The sequence below is a fragment of the Rhodopila sp. genome, from assembly GCF_965277165.1.
Lineage (GTDB): Bacteria > Pseudomonadota > Alphaproteobacteria > Acetobacterales > Acetobacteraceae > Rhodopila.
The window spans coordinates 2,258,537-2,279,558 of sequence record NZ_CBDICE010000005.1 but is presented as its reverse complement, the minus strand read 5'-3'; the positions used below and the strand labels follow the sequence as shown (position 1 = coordinate 2,279,558).

At 63.8% G+C, this 21,022-nt stretch carries 20 protein-coding genes; 14 read left to right on the top strand and 6 right to left on the bottom strand.

Annotation, left to right across the window (positions count from 1 at the left end):
- Positions 1-18: 18 nt before the first annotated feature.
- Positions 19-543, top strand: a complete 525-nt coding sequence (locus ACQY4Y_RS11250) for a GNAT family N-acetyltransferase (RefSeq protein ID WP_428490637.1) — start codon at positions 19-21, stop codon at positions 541-543.
- Positions 544-561: 18 nt separating this feature from the next.
- Here ACQY4Y_RS11250 and ACQY4Y_RS11245 read toward each other — a convergent pair whose 3' ends face one another.
- The gene (locus ACQY4Y_RS11245; RefSeq protein ID WP_428490636.1) at positions 562-1,164 is read right to left on the bottom strand and encodes an MlaC/ttg2D family ABC transporter substrate-binding protein; all 603 of its coding nucleotides are present in this window, start codon (positions 1,162-1,164) and stop codon (positions 562-564) included.
- Between the two features lie 29 nt (positions 1,165-1,193).
- On the bottom strand, positions 1,194-2,021 hold the full coding sequence (locus tag ACQY4Y_RS11240; protein ID WP_428490635.1) for an MlaA family lipoprotein: 828 nt from the start codon (positions 2,019-2,021) through the stop codon (positions 1,194-1,196).
- A 272-nt stretch (positions 2,022-2,293) separates the two neighbouring features.
- On the opposite strand from ACQY4Y_RS11240, the gene metF reads away from it, so the two are divergent.
- Complete coding sequence (gene metF / locus ACQY4Y_RS11235; RefSeq protein WP_428490634.1) at positions 2,294-3,220, top strand: methylenetetrahydrofolate reductase [NAD(P)H]; 927 nt, start codon at positions 2,294-2,296, stop codon at positions 3,218-3,220.
- A 178-nt stretch (positions 3,221-3,398) separates the two neighbouring features.
- On the opposite strand, the gene ACQY4Y_RS11230 is transcribed toward metF, so the two are convergent.
- Positions 3,399-3,659, bottom strand: a complete 261-nt coding sequence (locus ACQY4Y_RS11230; protein ID WP_428490633.1) for a ribbon-helix-helix domain-containing protein — start codon at positions 3,657-3,659, stop codon at positions 3,399-3,401.
- A 224-nt stretch (positions 3,660-3,883) separates the two neighbouring features.
- On the opposite strand from ACQY4Y_RS11230, the gene ACQY4Y_RS11225 reads away from it, so the two are divergent.
- The 9 genes from ACQY4Y_RS11225 to ACQY4Y_RS11185 all read left to right on the top strand — a co-directional run bounded on the left by ACQY4Y_RS11225 (position 3,884) and on the right by ACQY4Y_RS11185 (position 14,224).
- On the top strand, positions 3,884-4,204 hold the full coding sequence (locus ACQY4Y_RS11225) for a hypothetical protein (protein ID WP_428490632.1): 321 nt from the start codon (positions 3,884-3,886) through the stop codon (positions 4,202-4,204).
- Positions 4,205-4,504: 300 nt separating this feature from the next.
- Positions 4,505-4,753: a hypothetical protein gene (locus tag ACQY4Y_RS11220; RefSeq protein ID WP_428490631.1), complete on the top strand. Its 249-nt coding sequence runs from the start codon at positions 4,505-4,507 to the stop codon at positions 4,751-4,753.
- A gap of 157 nt (positions 4,754-4,910) precedes the next feature.
- Positions 4,911-7,112, top strand: a complete 2,202-nt coding sequence (locus ACQY4Y_RS11215) for an ATP-dependent helicase (protein ID WP_428490630.1) — start codon at positions 4,911-4,913, stop codon at positions 7,110-7,112.
- Positions 7,112-7,990 (top strand): 50S ribosomal protein L11 methyltransferase, encoded by an 879-nt coding sequence (locus ACQY4Y_RS11210; RefSeq protein WP_428490629.1) that lies wholly within the window; start codon positions 7,112-7,114, stop codon positions 7,988-7,990. The genes ACQY4Y_RS11215 and ACQY4Y_RS11210 overlap by 1 nt, the downstream gene beginning before the upstream one ends.
- Before the next feature lie 181 nt (positions 7,991-8,171).
- On the top strand, positions 8,172-8,774 hold the full coding sequence (locus ACQY4Y_RS11205; protein WP_428490628.1) for a nucleotidyl transferase AbiEii/AbiGii toxin family protein: 603 nt from the start codon (positions 8,172-8,174) through the stop codon (positions 8,772-8,774).
- Positions 8,771-9,061, top strand: coding sequence for a hypothetical protein (locus ACQY4Y_RS11200; protein ID WP_428490627.1), 291 nt, complete (start codon positions 8,771-8,773; stop codon positions 9,059-9,061). Before ACQY4Y_RS11205 ends, ACQY4Y_RS11200 begins: the two co-directional genes overlap by 4 nt.
- A 72-nt stretch (positions 9,062-9,133) precedes the next feature.
- Complete coding sequence (locus ACQY4Y_RS11195) at positions 9,134-9,832, top strand: dienelactone hydrolase family protein (RefSeq protein ID WP_428490626.1); 699 nt, start codon at positions 9,134-9,136, stop codon at positions 9,830-9,832.
- Positions 9,833-9,986: 154 nt separating this feature from the next.
- Positions 9,987-11,225, top strand: coding sequence for a CaiB/BaiF CoA transferase family protein (locus ACQY4Y_RS11190; RefSeq protein WP_428490625.1), 1,239 nt, complete (start codon positions 9,987-9,989; stop codon positions 11,223-11,225).
- A 17-nt stretch (positions 11,226-11,242) separates the two neighbouring features.
- Complete coding sequence (locus tag ACQY4Y_RS11185) at positions 11,243-14,224, top strand: glycosyltransferase (protein ID WP_428490624.1); 2,982 nt, start codon at positions 11,243-11,245, stop codon at positions 14,222-14,224.
- A gap of 406 nt (positions 14,225-14,630) precedes the next feature.
- On the opposite strand, the gene ACQY4Y_RS11180 is transcribed toward ACQY4Y_RS11185, so the two are convergent.
- On the bottom strand, positions 14,631-14,783 hold the full coding sequence (locus tag ACQY4Y_RS11180; protein ID WP_428490623.1) for a hypothetical protein: 153 nt from the start codon (positions 14,781-14,783) through the stop codon (positions 14,631-14,633).
- A gap of 229 nt (positions 14,784-15,012) precedes the next feature.
- The gene (locus ACQY4Y_RS11175) at positions 15,013-15,771 is read right to left on the bottom strand and encodes an MOSC domain-containing protein (RefSeq protein WP_428490622.1); all 759 of its coding nucleotides are present in this window, start codon (positions 15,769-15,771) and stop codon (positions 15,013-15,015) included.
- A gap of 117 nt (positions 15,772-15,888) precedes the next feature.
- Here ACQY4Y_RS11175 and clpB point away from each other — a divergent pair, with 117 nt between their 5' ends.
- Both clpB and ACQY4Y_RS11165 read left to right on the top strand, forming a co-directional pair.
- Entirely contained in the window at positions 15,889-18,468 is a 2,580-nt protein-coding gene (gene clpB / locus ACQY4Y_RS11170; protein WP_428490621.1) for an ATP-dependent chaperone ClpB, read from the top strand.
- A 381-nt stretch (positions 18,469-18,849) separates the two neighbouring features.
- Positions 18,850-19,512 carry a hypothetical protein gene (locus ACQY4Y_RS11165; protein ID WP_428490620.1) on the top strand — a complete coding sequence of 221 codons (663 nt, stop codon included), beginning with the start codon at positions 18,850-18,852 and terminating at the stop codon, positions 19,510-19,512.
- Positions 19,513-19,580: 68 nt separating this feature from the next.
- Here the strand turns inward: ACQY4Y_RS11165 and ACQY4Y_RS11160 are convergent, their stop codons facing one another.
- The gene (locus tag ACQY4Y_RS11160; protein WP_428490619.1) at positions 19,581-19,775 is read right to left on the bottom strand and encodes a hypothetical protein; all 195 of its coding nucleotides are present in this window, start codon (positions 19,773-19,775) and stop codon (positions 19,581-19,583) included.
- A gap of 164 nt (positions 19,776-19,939) precedes the next feature.
- Here ACQY4Y_RS11160 and ACQY4Y_RS11155 point away from each other — a divergent pair, with 164 nt between their 5' ends.
- Complete coding sequence (locus tag ACQY4Y_RS11155) at positions 19,940-20,335, top strand: hypothetical protein (protein WP_428490618.1); 396 nt, start codon at positions 19,940-19,942, stop codon at positions 20,333-20,335.
- Positions 20,336-21,022 lie beyond the last annotated feature (687 nt).

Here is a 21,022-nt window from a genome sequence, read left to right as displayed (position 1 = left end):
CTGCCACCAGGGTTCGCCATGAGCCTGATCTGGGTGCTGCGGACCGGCCGCCTCGTGCTGCGCCCTGTCCGCGGTGCCGACCTGGCTGATTTGCGGGCTTTCAAGGCCGATCCCTCGGTGTTCGCGGTGATGCTGGGCGGCGTGCGCAATCACGCCCAGACCGCCGACGACCTGGCCGACGATATCATGCACTGGGGGCGCCATGGCTTCGGCATCTGGGCGGTGCGCGAGGCGAGCCGTTTTATCGGCATCACCGGGTTACAACACCGTCCGGATGGGCGCGGCGTGGCGCTTCGCTTCGCCATTTCGCCGGAAGCCCAGGGCCGCGGCCTGGCCCGCGAGGCAGCGTTCGCGGCGTTGCGCTTCGGCCACGACCGCGCCGGCTTGGCTCGAATCGTCGCGGTGGCTCGCGAAACCAATTTCGGCTCACGCACGGTGCTGGGCGGCATCGGCATGTCGACAACCGAAAGCTTCCGCCAACACGGCCATACCATGATCGTCTATGAAAGCCTCAGCGAGCCGGGCGGCCCGCGCCGGCCTTGATAGACCCGAAGCCGACCGCTACCCGTTGCGCGAAATCTGGTTCTTCATTGCTGCGATCAACGCACCGACGTTGTTGTTGTTGTGCACCAGATAAGAGGCATAATCCTGCCGCTGGGTCAGCCGCAGGGACGTGCCCTCGGCCACCACATCGATAATTTTCGGCTTGGTCTCCGGGCTGGCGATGATCCAGTCCACCGCGGTCGGCGGGTTGTTCGGGCGCACTACCGTGGTCGATACCACTGCCTCCTGGTCCTGCGACCGGCTGCGGCCAATGCTGAAGGTGACGCCTTTGTAGTCGCCAAGCTTGGAGGTGATATTGGTGACCAGGACCTCGTGGAACAGCGCCAGGTACTGCTTCTGCTGTTCCGGCGTCGCCTGGCGCCAGAACCGGCCCAGGCAGAACCGCCCGATCCCGTCGACATCGACATCGCTGTCCAGCACCTCGGTCATCGCCGAGCGCTTGGATGCGGCCGACCCTGGGCCGTTGACGATCGCCACCAGCTGGTCACCGGTGGACTTCACGAAAGCGGCGGCCTTATCCGTGCTGTCGGCGCGGGCCGTTAATGGAAGCAGCGCCACCGATGCGGCGGCCAGGATCATGAAATGCCGACGATGGATCATCTTGTTGTCCGAACTGTGGTGACGGTGGTCTACTTCGCGGAGGTATCCGCCGGCTGCGGGAACCAGACGGGTACTGTCGCGCGGTTGTCGTTGCGCAATACCTCGATCTGAGCGTGACGGTGCTGGCGATACAGGCTGCGGAACGTGGCGTAAGGATCGAGCGCTGTCTTCTTGATCTCATCCAGCGAGTCAAGCACACGCTCACGCGCGTCGAGCGCATTCAACGCCTGGCGCGAGTATTTGAAAGCTGACCAGCCGGCAAGATTGGGACCGGTGCCGACCCAGGTGAATGGATCGATCGCGATATCGGCGCCAAACCCCGCCGCATCGCGCGGGTCGCTGGGGCCCAGCACTGGCAGGAACAGGAACGGCCCCTCCGGCACGCCCCAGAGCGCCATCGTCATGCCGAAGTCGGCGTCGTGATCGGGATAACCCCATTGCGTAGCGACATCGAAAATACCAAGACCGCCGGCCGTGGTGTTGATCAGAAAGCGCATCGTGGTGTCTCCGGCCCGGCGCGGCTTGCCTTCCAGTGCGTCGTTTACGAACTGCACCGGCAGGCCGATATTGGCCAACACGTTGTGGATGCCGTTGCGCACCGTGCCGGGCACCACGTACCGATAGGCCAATGCCGCCGGCCGCAGGATTACGGTGTCGAGGCCATTGTTGATCGCATAGAACACTCGATTGGTGGGTTCCAGCGGGTCGTCGGTCTGCCGGTAATCGGCCAACGCGTCAGGGTCGCTCGCCGGCGGCGGTGTCGCACAACCTGCCAGGCCGATGCCGGCTACGATCAACAGGGCGAGAAAACTTGCTGGCCCGAACAACGAGCGGCAGTGGAATAGAACAGGGCGCATCAGCTTCCTCAGGCCAGGCCCCGGACGCGGTCGAACATCGCCCGGACCCGGAGCAAACACTCAAAACACCACTTTGTATCTGACCGGAGCACCGGTACTGAGTTTTCCGTGAACCGCTCGGTGGTTTCGGTGAACCGCATGGCGCTCGCCCATACCACGCGACCGACAAACAAGGAAATCCCGCTCTGCGACGTCCGCCGCAGCCGCGCCGACCAAGCGGCGTTGTCGGACAACCCCTTGCGTTTCGCGCCGAAACCGGGGATTCAGCAGGCATGGACCTTGGCTCCGCCACATTGCAACGCTGGATGACGGGCCCGCGCTTCTCCGCCCTGCCGATGCGCTCGCCCGGTCAACCGGCGCCGCATCTGTCGTTCGAGTTCTTTCCGCCGCGGACCGAGGCGTTGGAGCAGCAGCTGTGGACCTGCGTCAACCGCCTGGCTCCGCTGGCTCCGCGCTTCGTGTCGGTGACCTACGGCGCCGGCGGCACCACGCAGGCGCGCACCCACGCCACCGTGGCGCGCATCGTGCACGAGACCAGCCTGGTTCCCGCCGCCCACCTGACGTGCGTCGGTTCGACCCGGGCCGAGGTGGACGCGGTCGCCAGAAGCTACTGGCAGGCCGGCGTGCGCCACATCGTCGCGTTGCGCGGCGATCCGTCGCCGGGTGAGCCATATCGGCCACACCCCGGCGGTTACCACTTCGCCGCCGATCTCGTATCCGGATTGCGCGACGTCGCCGACTTCGAGATTTCCGTCGCGGCCTATCCCGAAGTTCATCCGGGTGCGTCGAACCCGATGGCCGACCTGGAGAACCTGAAGCGCAAGCTGGATGCGGGGGCGACCCGCGCGATCACCCAGTACTTCTTCGATACCACCACTTATCTGCGCTTCCTGGACCTCTGTCTGGCCGCCGGAATCAAGGCACCGATCGTGCCGGGCATCATGCCGGTGTCGAATTACGCCCAGGCGGTGAAGTTCTCGGCGATGTGCGGCGCCAGCGTGCCGGCCTGGATGGGACAGCTCTTCGAGGGCACCGAAAACGACCCCGAGACCCGGCGGATGGTGGGCATGGTGGTTGCCGCCGAACAGGTGCGGCTGCTGCAGGCAAACGGGGTGGACGAATTTCACTTCTACACGCTAAACCGGCCGGACCTGACGTTCGCGATTGCCCATGTGCTGGGGGTCAGGCCGCCGTCATAGACCGATGTCATTGTCATAACGCACTGATTAGGAAATTTAGCTCGTTGTTCGACATTCAGCGGGAGAAGTTGGACTTGTCATTCCCCTTCTCCTTTGGCTCACGGCAGATGCGCCGCAAGCGACGTGCCCGCCAGCAGTGCGCTGACGAGGACATTCGTATCGATCGCCAGCCGCACGGTTAGCCGAGCTTGGAGGCACCCGGAGCGCGCGTTGCGGTGACGGCTTCCTCGATCATGGCTTCCAACTCGTCGGGCGATAGGTCGGCGAACTTGCCGCGGGCTTCGGTCACTGTCTGGTCGAGAACTCGCCACTTCACCGCTTCCTCGATGAATTTGGAGAGATCGCCTTTCTTCAGGCCGAGTTGAGCCAGAAAGCTGCGCGAGGCGATATCGGTGTGTTTGGACACGGAGACCGTCCAACGGGTGGTGTCAATTGCCATAAGGGCTTCCAGAAGCGTTTACACGGCTAACATCCCAGCATGATGGGTGCTTATACGTAAAGCTTGGGCATCGTATCGATGACGGCCCGGATCACCTGACCTCGCTCAGCGCGCGCATCCTTGCCACTGTCGGCGCGGCTGCCAGGCCGCTTCCCATCCAAAACGCGCTGATTACAATGTGTGACAATAACCTTTAAACTGCGCACATCGGTCGGGAGTGTGTCATGCAGACAACCACGCAAAAAGCCGGCGCAGGTCCGCGCCGGGCCGGGCGGGCTTCCCCTTCGTCGCGTGCCAATCTCCTGCATGCGGCGGTGTTTGAGAGCGCCAAGGAGGTGGGGCTCCTGCAAGGGGAGCGTACCAGGCATGTCAGTTTTCGAGCTCCTCCCGCACTGGTTGAGGCTGCGATGAGGGAGACCGGCGTGACGTCGGCTTCCGAACTGGGGATTCTCGCACTTGCGGCCCTGGCGCAACCCGACCCGGTCTCGGCGTTCATGCGTCAGACCAAAGGCCGCCTTGGCCGAGACCACAAGCTTGACTATTGATCTGAGGAAGATCCTTCGGTCGCGAAAGCCCGACAAGCGCCGGACGCAGCTCAGCCCCCGCCCCGACACCGATCTGATCCGCGCCATCGATATCGCTGGAAAGGGGCGCCAGGTCCTCGTACCGGATACAAACATTTACATTATGGAGGCCGCTGGCATTTTGCCACGGGCAGCTGAGACCATTGTCGCCGAAGGATTGATGTTCCACTGTTATGTCTGTCTCGCGGAGGTAGCGTAGGCGTTGGCAAGTACGCGCTGAGGGCATCCGATTGGCAAAGAGTGTCGGATCACTACGCCGGATTGTTTGCCTCCATCCCGGCCAATCGGCTGCTCGTCCCCGATGCCGAAACGTGGGCGGACGCTGGGATTGTAGCGGGTACCCTGGCTCGGACTCAGGGTTTACCGAAGCAACGATCCAAGGAACTGTTGGACGACGCGGTGATTTACCTCTGCGCGGCGAAAAACGGATTGCCGGTGCTAACCGACAACAAAGCTGATTTCGACCTGCTTCAGCAGTCCGCGCCGACTGGCAATTTCATCTTTGTTTGACAATAAGCCTCCTGGCGGCGAACCGTTCTGAAACCGGCCCGCCGAGGCGGCGAAGTTATCGGGTCGCGAGCCGGCGGTCGGTGCATGCAAACGCCGTTCTGGGGTCACGAACGCGGCCATTTGGCCAAGCTCGGCCGGACGTCCTATATCCAATCGCGTGTCCTCCCAAGTCCCGACCCTGCCCGACTACCTGACCCGCCTGAACCCCGAACAGCGCGCCGCGGTGGAAACCCTGGATGGCCCGCTGCTGGTGCTGGCCGGCGCCGGCACCGGCAAGACCCGGGTGCTGACCACCCGGTTCGCCCATATTCTGCTGACCAGGCGCGCCTTCCCCAACCAGGTCCTGGCCGTGACCTTCACCAACAAGGCGGCACGCGAGATGCGCGAACGGGTCGCCGCCATCCTCGGCGAACCCGCCGAGGGCCTCTGGCTCGGCACCTTTCACGCGCTGTGTGCCCGCATGCTGCGCCGCCACGCCGGCCATGTCGGGCTGGAGTCTAACTTCACCATCCTCGACACCGACGACCAGATGCGGCTGTTGAAGCAACTGATGGAGGCCGAGCGCATCGATACCAAGCGCTGGGTGCCGGCGGCCCTGATGGGGGTGATCCAGCGCTGGAAGGATCGCGGCCTGACCCCGGCGCGAATTACCCCGAACGAGGACTCCGACTTCGCCAACGGCCGGGCGCAAGCGCTGTACGTCGCCTATCAGGACCGGCTGAAGACCCTGAACGCGACGGATTTCGGCGACCTGATCCTGCACATGACGGAAATCCTGCGCACCCAGCCCGACGTGCTGGCGGATTACCACCGTCGCTTCCGCTACATCCTGGTGGACGAGTATCAGGACACCAACCTGGTCCAATACCTGTGGCTCCGCCTGCTCGCCCAGGGCCACCGCAACATCTGCTGCGTTGGCGATGACGACCAGTCGATCTATTCGTGGCGCGGGGCGGAAGTGGAAAACATCCTGCGCTTCGAGAAGGATTTCGACGCCGCCCGTATCGTCCGGCTGGAGGCGAACTATCGCTCCACCGCGCGGATCCTCGCCGCCGCCTCCGGCCTGATCGCGCACAATGAAGGCCGCCTCGGCAAGACGCTGCGCCCCGGCCGCCCGGATGGCGAGACCGGCGAAAAGGTCAGCGTCATCGAGCTGTGGGACTCCGATCAGGAAGCCCGCATGGTCGCCGGCAGGATCGAGGACCTGCGCCGCGACGGCCATCCGCTGGCCGAGATGGCAGTCCTGGTCCGCGCCGGCTTCCAGACCCGAGCGTTTGAGGAACGCCTGATCACCGTCGGCGTGCCGTATCGGGTGATTGGCGGCCTGCGGTTCTACGAACGCGCCGAAATCCGCGACGCCATCGCCTACATGCGCGCCACCGTTCAGCCCGCCGACGACCTGGCGTTTGAGCGCATCGTCAACGTCCCGCGCCGCGGGGTCGGTGAGCAGGCGCTGCGCACCATGCACGAAGCCGCCCGCGCCTGGGGCGTTCCGCTGGCCGCCTCGGCCGCTCGGCTGGTCGAAACCGGCGGCCTGAAGGGCCGGCTGAAGGACGCCGTCGGCGGACTGCTGCGCCACTTCGGCCACTGGCGCGACATGCTGGCGGTCGACGGCCACGTCGTCACCGTCGCCACCATGCTGGACGAAAGCGGCTACACCGAGATGTGGCAGCAAGACAAATCCGCCGAAGCCCCGGGCCGGCTGGAGAACCTGAAAGAACTGGTCCGCGCCCTGGCCGACTTCGAAACCCTGGCCGGCTTCCTCGACCATGTCGCGCTGGTGATGGAGAACGAGGACCGCTCCGATCCCGACAAGGTCAGCCTGATGACGCTGCACGGCGCCAAGGGCCTGGAATTCGACACCGTATTCCTGCCGGGATGGGAGGAAGGCGTGTTCCCCAACCAGCGTGCGATGGACGAGAGCGGCAACAAGGGGCTGGAGGAGGAACGCCGCCTCGCCTATGTCGGCCTGACTCGGGCCCGCCGGCGCGCCATCGTCAGCCACGCCGCCAACCGGCGGATCTATGCCAACTGGCAGACCAGCATTCCCAGTCGCTTCCTCGATGAACTGCCCGAAGCCGATGTCGAGCAGACCGGTGCCACGCGGGCGGATCGGATCGCCGCCGCGACGTCATTCTCCGGCCAGTTCCCGCTGATGGCCCGCGCGCCACGGGTGATCGACGCGTGGGAGCAGCCGGCGCGCCCGGCACGGACCGACAAGATCCCGGTCGGCGCCCGGGTGTTCCATCAGAAATTCGGCTACGGCACGGTCAGGGCGACCGACGAGGACAAGCTCGACGTGCATTTCGAGACCTCCGGCGACAAGCGGGTGCTCGATCGCTTCGTCGAACGCGCCTGATGGCAAACCATCCGATGGCCTTGGAAACGGTGGCGGTCAGCGTCGCTGAGGATGCCCTGGAGGCGTACGAAGCCGCCCTTGCCAACGCCTGCGAAACGGTCGGCTTCTTCCGCGACCACGATACCGGCATCTGGCGGGTCGAGGGGGTGAAGCCGGTCGGCGTCAACGAGGCGGAGCTGGCATCCTCCCTGGCGGTCGCGGCGATGCTGACCGGGGCGTCCCCGGTGCTGCAGCGCTCCGCCACGGCGGCCGATGGCTGGCTGGCGCGAACCTATGCAGCGTTCCCCGAGCAGTTGATTGGCCGCCGTTTCGCGGTGCGCGGAACCCATCTGAACGGGCCGCGGACGCCTGCCCGGATCACCCTGACGCTGGACGCCGGCCTGGCGTTCGGCACCGGCGAGCACGGGTCCACCCGTGGCTGCCTGGTGGCGCTGGAGGTTGCGGCGCGGCGCCGGCCGCGGCGTATCCTGGATATCGGAACCGGGTCGGGGATTTTGGCCATGGCGACCGCTCGACTGCTGCACCGCGCGGTGCTGGCAACCGATATCGAGCCCTGGGCCGTGCGGGTCGCCGCGCAGAACGCCGCGCTGAACCGCGTCGCCCATTTGGTGACCGTTCGGCTGGCTGACGGGTGGCGTGATCCGCTGGTGCGCCGGCACGGCCCGTACGACCTGGTGTTGGCGAATATCCTTGCTCGCCCGCTATCCCTGATGGCGCGTGATCTGGCGCGGTACTTGACGCCGGGGGGGACGGCGATCCTGGCCGGGCTGCTGGGGAACCAGGCGCGCTGGGTGCTGGCCGCGCACCGCGCCCAGGGCCTGCGGCTGGAGCGTATGCTGCCGCAAGGTCCGTGGACGACGATCGTGGTGCGGAAATAGCGCCTGCCGTAAGGGCAACACCGGTCAGGGGCAGCGCCGGTCGCGGCTGGGCGATGTCATGCGGCCCAAGCCAGGGCGTCCCCATATGTGCTATGGTCGGGACGTCATGAATGGCTCTTTCACACCGCGGCTCGAAGTCTTGCCGCCAGCACAGCGGCGCTTTTGGCCTGAGCTGGTCGCCGTGCCGATTGAATTCGTGCTGTACGGCGGCACGGCGATCGCTTTGCAGCTTGGCCATCGACAATCCGTGGACTTCGATTTCTTCGGCAATCAGTTATTCGATCCGGCTCGGCTGGAGACATCAATCCGCTTCATCGCGGGCGCCACGATCACGCAGCGTAGCCCAAATACTTTAACCGCCATTGTTGAACGCGACGGTCCGGTCAGGCTTTCGTTCTTTGGGCTGCCCAGCCTGTCGCGCGTTTCGCCGCCGCGCGTCGCGCCTGACAACGGTTTGCAGGTGGCGGCATTACTCGATCTGGCCGGAACGAAAGCCTCGGTCGTGCAACAGCGCGCCGAGGCGAAGGACTACATCGATCTCGATGCGATCCTGCATGACGGGCGCATCGACCTACCCACGGCGTTGGCTGCGGCGCTGGCGATCTACGGCGCACAATTCAATCCGCAGATCACCTTGAAGGCTTTGTCGTTCTTTGCGGACGGCAACCTAGGACGGCTGCCGAGAACGGTGAAGGACCACCTCGCCAAAGCAGCCCGCGAAGTCGACCTTGACAGCTTGCCGTCGATGACCGCTGTCGGGCCTGGCCACCTCGGACCGAGATGAAGCCGATCCCGCTCACCCCCGAAACAGCGGCGGTGGCCCGCCGGCTGGTCTGGTTCGAAGACCCCGCGGAGGCGTTGTCCGATCCGATCCGCTTCATGGCGTATGCGATGGCTTCGGCCACGCATGAGGACATGAACGTGCTGCGCCGCCATGTCTCCGACCAGGACTTTCTCGAAGCACTCGACAACGCGCCGCCCGGCATTATCGACCCACGATCCTGGGCCTACTGGAATTCCAGGATGGGCCGCTATCCCGCGCCTCCGTTGCCGAGGCGCGATCTGCGATAAGCCGACCGCCCCCTCCCGTCGCCGAGGTTCCCCTTGTATGCTCCGCCTCTCGTACCGAAGGGAGCAGAGATCGTGGCCAACATCACCATCCAGGCAACCGATGGCAGCGGCGGCTTCACCGCCTATGTCGTGGAACCGAAGGCGAAACCCGCCGGCGCGGTCGTGGTGATCCAGGAGATCTTCGGCGTCAACCAGGCGATGCGCGATACCTGCGCCTGGGTCGCCGATCTCGGCTTCATCGCGGTCTGCCCCGACCTTTTCTGGCGTATCCAGCCAGGCATCGACATCACCGACAAATCGGATACGGAATGGAAGCAGGCCTTCGAGCTGTTCCAGAAATTTGACCAGGTTAAGGGGGTCGACGACCTCAAGGCCAGCGTCGCCGCCTGTCGCGACTTGCCGGGGGCAAACGGCAAGGTGGCGACGATCGGCTACTGCCTCGGCGGCCGGCTGGCTTTCATGATGGCGCAACAGTCCGATGCGGATGCGAATATTTCGTACTATGGCGTCGGCCTGGACGAACTGGTGCCCGATCTGCCCAAGGTGACCAAACCGCTGCTGGTACACGTCGCGGATAAGGACGAGTTTTTCCCAGCCGAGGGGCGCGCGGCGGTAATCAAGGCGATCGAGGGGCACAAACACGCCGTCGGCCATGTTTACCCCGATGCCGATCATGCCTTCGCCCGGGTCAACGGCGTGCACTGGGACGGCCGGTCGGCGACGATCGCCAATGGCCGCAGCGCCGAGGCGCTGGCAAAGGCACTAGGATAACCAGCAAGCAAGACCCGGTCCGCATCAGACGAGTGCCGATCGAACAAGCCGGCGCCCTGCCCTGTTGCGCGGCGCCTCTGCTCGATTATGAAAGCCGGATGCCTGGGCGCGCATCAGTGGTTGCCAAGGTGCCCCTCACGGAGACCAGGATCTGATGGACGATTCCACCACCCCCAACCAGGTCGGCCGAGGACTGGCAAAGACCACCGGCGCCCTGGCCGGGATCAAGGTGATCGATCTGACCCGCGTGCTGGGCGGGCCGTATTGCACGATGATCCTGTCCGACCACGGCGCCGACGTAATCAAGATCGAGCCGCCACAAGGCGACGAAGTGCGCGACTGGGGTCCCCCGTTCCACGACGACGACGCCAGCTACTTCATCGGCGTCAACCGCAACAAGCGCTCGATCGCGCTCGACCTCGGCAAGCCGGAGGGCAAGGCGGTGCTGTTGCGCCTGCTGCGGGGCGCCGACGTGCTGATCGAGAATTTCAAGCCCGGCTCGATGGAAAAGTGGGGCCTTGGCTACCACGAGGTGCTGTGCGGACAATTCCCCGGGCTGATCCACTGCCGGATCTCCGGCTTCGGCGGCGATGGTCCGCTGGGCGGGCTGCCCGGATACGACGCCATCCTGCAGGCGATGACCGGGCTGATGAGCGTCAACGGCGACGCCAACACCGGCCCGATGCGGTTGGGCACCGCGATGGTAGACATGGGCACCGGGCTCTATGCGGCGATCGGCATCCTGATGGCGCTGCACGAACGCGGCCGGTCCGGCCAGGGCCAGTATCTCGACATGGCGCTGTACGATTGCGGCATGGCGCTGCTGCACCCTCAGGCGGCGAACTACTTTCTGAATGGCAAGCGCCCGACCGGCACCGGCAATCCGCATCCCAACCTGGTCCCGTACGACAAGTATCCGACCCGGACCTGCGAGATCTTCATCGCCAGCGGCAACAACGGCCAGTTCCGCAAACTATGCGAACTGATCGGGCGGCCGGACATGGCAGACAAACCGCGCTTCGCCAACAACGGCGAACGCAACGTCAACCGGGTCGCGCTGACCCTGGCGCTGGCGGCGGCGTTCGCCGACCAGGACGGCTATGAACTGGCGCTGCGGCTGATCCGCGCCGGGGTCCCGGCCGGCCCGGTGCTGCCGGTGGACCAAGCCACCGCCGCGCCGCACACCGCGCACCGCGAAATGGTCACTGAAATGGACTGGTACAAAGGCATCGCGACACCGATCAAGTTCAGCCGCACCAAGGGCGGCACCAGCCGCCCGCCGCCTCGCTTCAACCAGCACGGAAGTGAAGTCCTGGCGCAGCACGGCTATAACGACACCGAGGTCGAAGCGCTGCGCCAGGCCGGCGTGCTGCCCGACCAGCGACGCAAATGATGTAGCGGAGAGCCGCGATGTGGCCGCTCGACCTGCCAGCAAGCGCGGTGCTGAAGTTGCCTGGGGAAACCGAGATCGCCTGGGCGGTGTTCGACTGGCAGTGGTATCTGGGGTCCAATCCGCACGCCGCCGCCGCCGCCGGCGGCGTCGATCCGGCGACGGTCCTGCAATTTTACCTCGAGCAAGGACAGAGACAGGGACACTCACCCAGCCCGATGTTCGACGAGGCGTGGCACCGGCTGCGCTACCCGCCGATCGCCGCCCGGATCGTGGCCGGCGAGTGGCGCTCGGCGTTCGACGCCTACTGCCGGCGCGGCGCGCTGGACCGTTCGCCGCACTGGCTGTTTGACGAACCGGGCTATCGCGAGCGCTATCCCGACCTGACCGATGACGTTCTCTCCAGCCTCGGAATCTGCAACGGCTACGATCACTTTCTACGCCATGGCGCGCAAGAGGATCGTATCGGTCATGTGCTGTTCGATCCCGCCATCTACCTCGCGCACTTCGATCCGGCCGACGTCGCCGCGATCCGCGCCGGCGGGGTGTTCCAGCATTACTTGAAGCGTATCGAATCGGCGGAACCGGAGCTGCGCACCTCGATCTATTTCGACCCGGCATGGTATCTGCGACGCTATCCCGAGGTCGCCCGCGACATCGGGGCGAAGCGCTGGAAATGCGCGCTGCATCATTACCTTTGCAACGATACCCCGAGCGCGTTCGATCCGCTGGCGGGGTTTTCCGAGTCCTGGTACCTGCAGCGCGACCCCGGCCTGCTGAGGGTCGTCACGGCCGGCAGCTTTCGCAACGGCTATAGCCATTTCCTGCGCTTCGGCGCCGGCGAATTGCGACGGCCGTCGGCCACCATCGACCTCGCTTGGTATGCCGCCCAGCCCAGCGTCCGCGCCGATCTGGACCAAGCTCGCGCGGCCGACGCGTTCGCCCATTGGCTGACCATCGGCGCGGCCGCCGGACTGGCGTCGTCCAAGCCCGAGAGCGAGAACCTCACTGACTCTCAGGCCAGCCACCTGTTCCACCGGACGGCCGCCGCCATGCTGCCGATCGCCGGACGCTTCGGCTATGACTTCGCGTGCTCGGAAAGCCCGGCCCTCAGCGTGGTGATGGTGCCGCGCGACGGCTTTGCGAGCACGCTGGCCACCATCGCCTCGCTGCGCTGCAACGTCCCATCCGATACCGAGCTGATCATCGTCGATCGTGGCTCCACCGACGAAACCCGCTCGATCGAGCAGTATGTTCACGGCGCGCGGGTCGTCCGCTTCGATGACGATATAGGCTGGTCGGGGGCGGCCGAGGCCGGGCGGCAACTGGCCGGGGCGGCTTCGGTGCTGTTCATTTCCGCCGCCGCCACCGTGGCACCAGGCTCGATCCGGCGCGCACTCTCCCGGCTGGCGGCGGATGCCTCGGTCGGCGCGGTTGGCGGCATGATCCTGCAGCCGCACGGGGTCATCGCCGAAGCCGGCGGAATCGTGTGGAACAACGGCGCCATCCATTCCTACCAACGCGGCGCGTCGCCCCGCGATCCCGAGGTGAACTTCGTCCGCACGGTGGATTTCTGCGGCTCGGGCTTTCTGCTGACGCGAACCTCGCTGCTGGCGCAACTCGACGGCTTCGATCACGCCTGCCCGGCCTCGCATGCGGCGGTGGATCTTTGCCTGCGGATCGCCCAGACCGGGTCACGCGTGGTCTACGACCCCTCGGTGTTGGTCGTGCTTGGCGATGTCGCCGAGGGCAACGCCCCGGGCGATCATTTCCGGCAGAAACACACGGCGCTGCTGGCCGAACGCTACCCGCCCAGCGGACCGGCGCAAGTGTTCGCGCGCCACGCCGGGCCGAGGCCGCACCGCGTGCTGTTCATCGAGGACACCGTGCCGCTACGCCGCATCGGGTCCGGCTTCGTGCGCGCCAACGATCTGGTGCGGGTTCTGGCCTCGCTGGGCTGCGCCGTCACGGTGTTCCCTGTCAACGGCTGCGAGCACGATCTTGCCCAGGTCTTCGGCGATATGCCGGATTGCGTCGAGGCGCTGCACAGCAGCGGGCTGAACCACCTGGCTGGGTTGTTGCAGGCTCGGACCGGGTATTACGACACGATCTGGTTGGCGCGGACGCATAACCTGGCGCGCGTTCGACCGATCCTGGCACGGTTGCAGGCGGCGGGAACGCTGAACGCGCGGATTGTGCTGGATACCGAGGCGATCACGCCGCAACGCGAGGCGATGGCGGCCGAACACGCCGGCTTGCCCTACGATCTGCCGGCGGCAATGCGGTCGATCCTGACCGATGCCGAAATCTGCCGCCAGACCGTGGCGGTGACCGCCGCCGAGGCCGACACCTTGCGCCGGTTCGGCTTCCCGGCGGTTCAGGTGGTCGGCCACAAGGTCGAGCCCAACCCGACCTCGCTTCCGTTTGACCAGCGATCGGGCATGTTGTTCGTGGGCGCGATCCACAACCAGGACAGTCCCAATTTCGACAGTCTGGTCTGGCTGGTCGAGGCCGTGCTGCCCTTGGTCGAGGCGGAGCTGAAGTGGGAAACCCGTTTGACCATCGCCGGCTACACCGCGCCCGGCATCGATCTGACCCGCTTCGCACGACATCGACGGATCAGCTTGCGCGGTTCGGTCGCGGATCTATCGCCGCTCTACGATGCCCATCGGGTCTTCGTCGCGCCCACTCGGTACGCCGCCGGGGCGCCGTTCAAGGTGCTGGAGGCGGCATCGCGCGGACTGCCCGTCGTCGCCACCGAGCTGCTGCGCGGCCAACTCGGCTGGCGCGGGGAACAGGACATTCTGGCGGCCGATGCCAACGATGCCGCATCGTTCGCGGCCTGCATCGTGACCCTGCACCGCGATCGGAGCCTGTGGCAGACAATCCGTGACGGTGCCCTGCAACGGCTGCGGCGGGAATATAACGAGGAGCAGTTTTCCGGCTCCGTCGCAGCGGTGCTGCGGCACGATCGCGCTGAGCGAAATCCGCCTAACGCCTGACGACCGATCAGCAGCATGATTGCGGATTGGCGGACATCATTCCGCGGAGCAGGGTTCCGCCAACCTATCTTATATCCGCACTTTCCGGTGGAAACCGGACGGGTTCCGAAACCGGGCTCCGGTCAGGCCCCGGAACAAGCCCACTAACCGCCGACAATGTCGGTGATCGGAAAACTTTATGGATCGATATTACGGAAAAAATACTTGATCCGGCCGATGCTGGATCGTAAGTAAGCTCGCACAGGGTTTACCCCCAAACTCTGTTGCTTCGCCGGCCGGCTCCGCGTATCTCCCCCCATGCGGGGCCGGTCTACGAATGCAGATTGGCCCGGAGCTTTATCATCCCCCGGTGCTCTATTATCCGAAGTCGGTCTGCCCGGGCGCCAGCGTCATTCAGCGCCGAGGGTTAAGTAGCGCGAAGACCAATCCAGATGGCCATTAAAATCATCACGATCAGCAGCGTCCCAAGATAGGGTTTCGCGGCCTCGATTAGCGTGGCAGCGGAACCAGCCATCTGGCCTGACGTTTCTTCGCCGGTATGAAATTCCAGATCCGACATCGCAACACCATTCCTGGAGTTGATCCTCGTCCTGATCGCTTGGGCCTGGTCGCCGGGGGTCCGATCGCCGGGGGTCCGATCGCTTGTGGGAAAGAGTGCCGCGGGGGCCGAACCCCCGCGGCAAAGTTCAGGGGAGGAAACACCGCCTTTCTAGCTCACGTTTTCGTCAGAATGCAAGCGTATTCTCACGAAATCGCGATTTCGATGTTTCTCCGACAACCGGCCACCATCACGGCGCCAGCAGTTCGATCGCGTCCCCGACCGCGAACCGGCCGGCCTCCACGACTTCGGCGTGAACGCCCAGGTTGGCATCGCCGTATAGCGAGCGAAGTTCGGCAACCGGGTCGGCGTCACGCTCTCCGGTCACCGGGTTCACCTCGGTCGCGGGGCAACGCGCGGTGCCCTTGACCACCCGCAGGACCGCCCCACCCACCTGCAGCTCCCGCCCGATCCAGTCACGTTCGGCCCAGGCCGGGGCGCCGGTGAACCACAGATTGGCGCGGAACCGCCGGCGGTGGCGGTGCGCGCCGACCTTGGTTTCATAGTCTCGCAGGCTGGCCAGGTTGTTGAGGCTAATGACCTTGGTCTTCTGGTCGCCGAACACGTGACCGGGTATGTAATGGAAGCTGGGCTGACCGCGGGCTTCCTCGGCCAGGTAATCGCCCAGGAACGCCGCGATCCGGTCGCGCCCCGCCGCGGTCAACGCGTTGCTCTCGATGCCGCTGCCGTCGGGGGCGCGAATCCGCAGGGTCTTCGACCCGGGGTCGAACACGCTGAACAACAGCGCCGCCCTGGCGTGCTTCATCTGGCAGAGGAAGTTCCACTTCGGCAGCCAGACGGGATTGGCCGGGTCGAAGCCCGAATCGCCGTGCGCCAGGGCGAATGCCCGATCCCACGGAATCGTCTCGCCGGCCTCGACCTCGGCCTGATCCAGCGCCTCGGCGGTGAGCCCCTTGACCGGATAGCGGTACAGATATTCGATTCGCATGGATTACTCCCCCCTTGAGCGCCAGTTCGCGCCGCCCCACTTTTTCGACAATGCCTGCCCATGTCGCCTGCTATGAAGGGGCGTGGACGGGCTGTCGCCTGATGTTAGGGACATGTCATGGATATTCAGAAATTCACCGAACGCTGCCAAGGATTTCTGCAGGCAGCCAGCACGATTGCGATCCGCGAGTTCCATCAGCGGATTACCGCCGAACATCTGCTGAAGGCACTGCTCGATGATGAAGAAGGCGCCGCGGCCGGGTTGATCCGGGCCGCCGGTGGCGACGCGAAAGCCGCCGCCGCGGCCAACGACGTCGAGGTTGCGCGTCAGCCGAAAGTCAGCGGCGGAGGCGCCGGCCAGCCGCAACTGACCCCGGAACTGGTACGCGTCCTGGATGCCGCGCAGCAGGCCTCGACCCGCGCCGGGGACGAATACGTTGCCCAGGACCGCCTGCTGGTGGCGCTGGCCGGGTCAAACACCGCCGCCGGGCGCGCGCTGAAGGCCGGGGGCATCACCCCGCAGGCCTTGGACAAGGCGGTCAATGACGTCCGCAAGGGGCGCCGCGTCACCAGCCCGAACGCGGAATCCAACTTCGACGCACTGAAGAAATACGCCCGCGACGTCACCGCCGTGGCCCGCGAAGGCAAGCTCGATCCGGTGATCGGCCGCGACGAGGAGATCCGGCGCACCATCCAGGTGCTGGCTCGTCGCACCAAGAACAATCCGGTGCTGATCGGCGAACCCGGCGTCGGCAAGACCGCCATCGTCGAGGGCCTGGCGCTGCGCATCGTCAACGGCGACGTGCCGGAGGCGCTGAAGGGCAAGCAGCTGTTGTCGCTCGACCTCGGGGCGATGGTCGCCGGTTCGAAATATCGCGGTGAATTCGAGGAACGGTTGAAGGCCGTCCTGAAGGAGATCGAGGACGCCCAGGGTCAGGTCGTTCTGTTCATCGACGAGATGCACACGCTGATCGGCGCCGGCCGGGCGGATGGGGCGATGGACGCCTCCAACCTGATCAAGCCGGAGCTGGCGCGCGGCACGTTGCACTGCATCGGCGCCACCACGCTGTCGGAATACCGCAAGCACGTGGAGAAGGACGCCGCGCTGGCTCGTCGCTTCCAGCCGGTATTCGTCGGCGAACCAAGCGTCGAGGACACCATCAGCATCCTGCGCGGCATCAAGGAGAAGTACGAACTGCATCACGGCGTGCGCATCGCCGATGCGGCGCTGGTTTCGGCGGCGACGCTGTCGAAACGCTATATCACCGACCGCTTCCTGCCCGACAAGGCGATCGACCTGATCGACGAGGCCTCCAGCCGGCTACGCATGCAGGTGGACAGCAAACCCGAGGCGCTGGACGAACTCGATCGCCGCGTCATCCAGTTGAAGATCGAGCGCGAGGCGCTGAAGAAAGAGAGCGATGCCGCCTCGAAGGACCGGCTGACCAGGCTGGAGAAGGAGCTGGCCGATCTGGAAGACCGTTCCAACGCCCTGACCGCCGCCTGGAAGAACGAGAAGGACCAGGTGCAAGAGACCCAGAAGCTGAAGGAGCGGCTGGACCAGGCGCGATCCGAGGTCGAGGTGGCGCAACGCCGCGGCGATCTGGGGCGCGCGTCGGAGCTGAAATACGGCGTGATCCCCGACATCGAGCGGCAGTTGCAGAAATCCTCCGACGGCAAGCTGGTGAACGAGGCGGTGACCCCCGAAAGCATCGCCCATGTGGTGTCGCGCTGGACCGGCGTGCCGGTCGACAAGATGCTGGAGGGCGAGCGCGCCAAGCTGCTGCGCATGGAAGATGATTTGCGCAAGCGGGTGATCGGCCAGGAAGACGCGTTGAAGGCCGTCGCCAACGCGGTGCGCCGAGCGCGCGCCGGTCTGCAGGACCCGGACCGCCCGATCGGCAGCTTCCTGTTCCTGGGGCCAACCGGTGTCGGCAAGACTGAACTGACCAAGGCGTTGGCGTCGTTCCTGTTCGACGACGACAAAGCGATGGTGCGCATCGACATGAGCGAGTTCATGGAGAAGCACGCGGTGTCCCGCCTGGTCGGCGCGCCGCCGGGCTATGTCGGCTACGACGAGGGCGGCGTGCTGACCGAGGCGGTGCGGCGGCGGCCCTATCAGGTGATCCTGTTCGATGAGGTCGAGAAGGCGCACGAGGATGTCTTCAACATCCTGCTGCAGGTGCTGGACGATGGCCGGCTGACCGACGGCCAGGGCCGCACGGTGGACTTCAAGAACACCATCATCGTGCTGACCTCCAACCTCGGCAGTGACATCCTGGCGCAGCAGAAGGAAGGTGAACCGACCGAGATGGTGCAGGGCGAGGTGATGGGCGTCGTCCGCCAGCATTTCCGCCCGGAGTTCCTCAACCGGCTGGACGAGATCGTGCTGTTCCGGCGGCTGCAGCGCGCCGACATGGCTTCGATCGTGGAGATCCAGTTGGCGGGGCTGCGCAAGCTGCTGGCCGACCGCAAGATCGGCATCGACCTCGACCGCGGCGCGCTGGATTGGCTCGCCGCCGAGGGGTATGACAGCACCTATGGCGCGCGGCCGTTACGGCGGGTGATCCAGCGGTCGTTGCAGAACCCGCTGGCCGGGCTGATCCTGGAGGGTGCGATCAAGGAAGGGGGGACGGTGCGGGTGTCAGCGGCGCCGGATGGGCTGGTGATCAATGGGCAGTTGGCCGAGGCGGCGTAGGTTTGGGGGGCAGGCATGCGACGCCGCCCCCTCGGGCATGATCGCGAGCCGAACCCAGAGCGGCAGCGGATCGCCCATTCTTGATTCTACCTCGGCCTCTCGAGCCGGCCCTTGGCGCCAGAGGCTCCACCTACGAGCGCACATTCGCACCAAACTTATGCACCGCGCACACTGTTGATTCTGCTGTCACAGTCAAGCGGTGCAAAACTTTTGATTTTCGCACGCATCGCCGTGGTGCCGAACGCTGCTCCAGTGACGACCAGCGTCACCGGGTGTATTCTATTCTTAAATCGCTGACTGCGCCTTATCCGATTTTGAGGTTCTATGGCCATTCCTGCGGCTAAGACGCCATCTGTCCCACCTCGGGAATTCGAGAGAGCCGTGATCGAGAAGCTTCGGTCTAGGTTTCCCAATTTGCGAGAGAGGACAATACGAAATCGGCATGAGTTCGATGCCGAATTTGAAGGCGCTATTCACGGCAGAAGAAAACTATGGGCAGTGGAGGTATCGGCAAATATCAAAGGTGAATTATCTCGGCACAAGTTCAATTCAACCGTATCGAGATTTAAAGATGCATTCGGAAACTCCAAAGAAAGCGGACTACTTATTATAACACCTAATGGACTTTCACAGAGTGCAGATTGGGCGAGGGTGGAGATGCCTTTTTCTGTCGTCCACATGACATTTGAGGAGCTCGATTATGAACTATTGTTTGATCTAACAGACCATGATTATCCGAGCGAAATTGCTAAGATAGGGCATAATAGTCGCGAATTTAAGGACGCAATTAAGGCCATTGATGCCGTTAGTCACGAGCTTCGTTCCTCCAATTCTATTGGGCTTCACGCTGATGTCCGCGACCGATTGCTCGTTGAGATTCAAGCTGGCAAAACCTTACTTGGGGCTACCCAAGTTCGCATTGCGGCCCTAAGAAATACGATTTGGCCCGCCTTAGCCTTCATCACGAAGGAATGTGCTAAAGCCGTTGTCGGTGAACTAGCAAAGACTGCTGCGAAAAAGCTATTCGCCCTGCTTTTCATGTAGCCATTACGTGCTGCGGATTTCTTGAATTTCGTAGATTAGCAAGTCCGAGGCTTGGACGGGTCAACGCGTCACGTATTGAGAATGACAGCGGATGCTTCCTCGCCGTGCACAGAAGTCATCTGCTGCGCAAGGGCAGGGGACAGACCCACGGTCACCCCATAGGCACGCCCGGTTTGTAAAAGTTCCGGCATTGATTTTAACGCGAGGAAAAGTCTGTCGATCTGCTCCGCTAGATGCGGCGGCACGTTTGGTTGATCGGCCATTGGGAATCCCTCTGTTGCCTCTCTCAATCACGAGACAGGATTTCGGGATTCTTAAGGGTCTGATTTTACAGGGGCAAGTTTTCGTCCCGATACGCTTTGTGGGACGCAACCTAACAGGGACAAATTTCGCAAGGCCTTGGGGCATACTCTTGAAAAACCCAGCGATGCAGACCAATGTGGCAACCCCCAGTTGGATAGTTTGTTTAATGACATGCAAGCTCGTCGCTGTTGTCGCCCTGATACCAAGCGTCGCGCTGGCACAGTCAGTGCCCGAGAAATGCAAGCACTTAGACGTAGTAGCTTACAATGAAGAGTGGGCACAGGCTGGCAAAACCTTGGTTCTCGATGCGGTTATTCAAAATAATGATCAATATAAACTCCAATATGCAGGCTTTTCCTTTAACCTATATTTAGGCCGAAACAACAACAAAGCCGACTATGTTTCTGGCTCAATCAATAACCTGGAACCGGGAGACCAAACTCACCTGAAAATGACTACTAAGTTGCAACAGATCGACGGCATTAAAATTTGGAGCGTAAGCTGCTCATTCATTCAGTAGGTCAGAATGCTGCCGGACTGGTTAAATTCGCTTGGCACGGTCGTCACGCTGGTAACGGGCATTCCTATCATTATTGGCTGGATCATCGCTCAAGCGAGGCCGCTGCGCCCACCCGCCATAAGGCAAAGACAGCAACACCCCAATAGTGGCAGCTTAGTCGGCGACGCGCTGCGTGAGGGGGTGGTTCATCTGTTCATCCGGCCTGAGCAGCCGCTCAGGGACGATGTCCTCAAAGCACTTCTATGCTCGGTGATTCTGGTCGTGCTGTCCGCTTTTGAGATCTGGAACACCACGAGGCCAGTTGAACTCGCTTGGGATGGCCCTTTAAGATCCCTCGCCCTGACGGGGCTGTGCGGGTTCGGAGTCTTGGTTTGTGGGCTATGGGCGCGCGTGTTCGCAAAGCGGAGTTACTTGAACCGTAGTTGGCCAGACTGACTAACGATCGGTTATGATAAGTTCGGTTTCCGTGTGCCGCATAACGCCAATTTATGACAAGTCAGGCGCGGCGACCGCATAACGCAGAGTTCCGTCAAGTCGGGCGGCCACATGTCGTGTGCCGCATAACGCCAAATTATATAACTGCGCGGTTTCCGTTTCCCCGTTTATTTTGATGGTGCATAATTATTGAAAAGCGCACAACGGTGAGGAAGAAACGAGCAGGTCGCCGGGCGCGAGGCTTTATCTCAG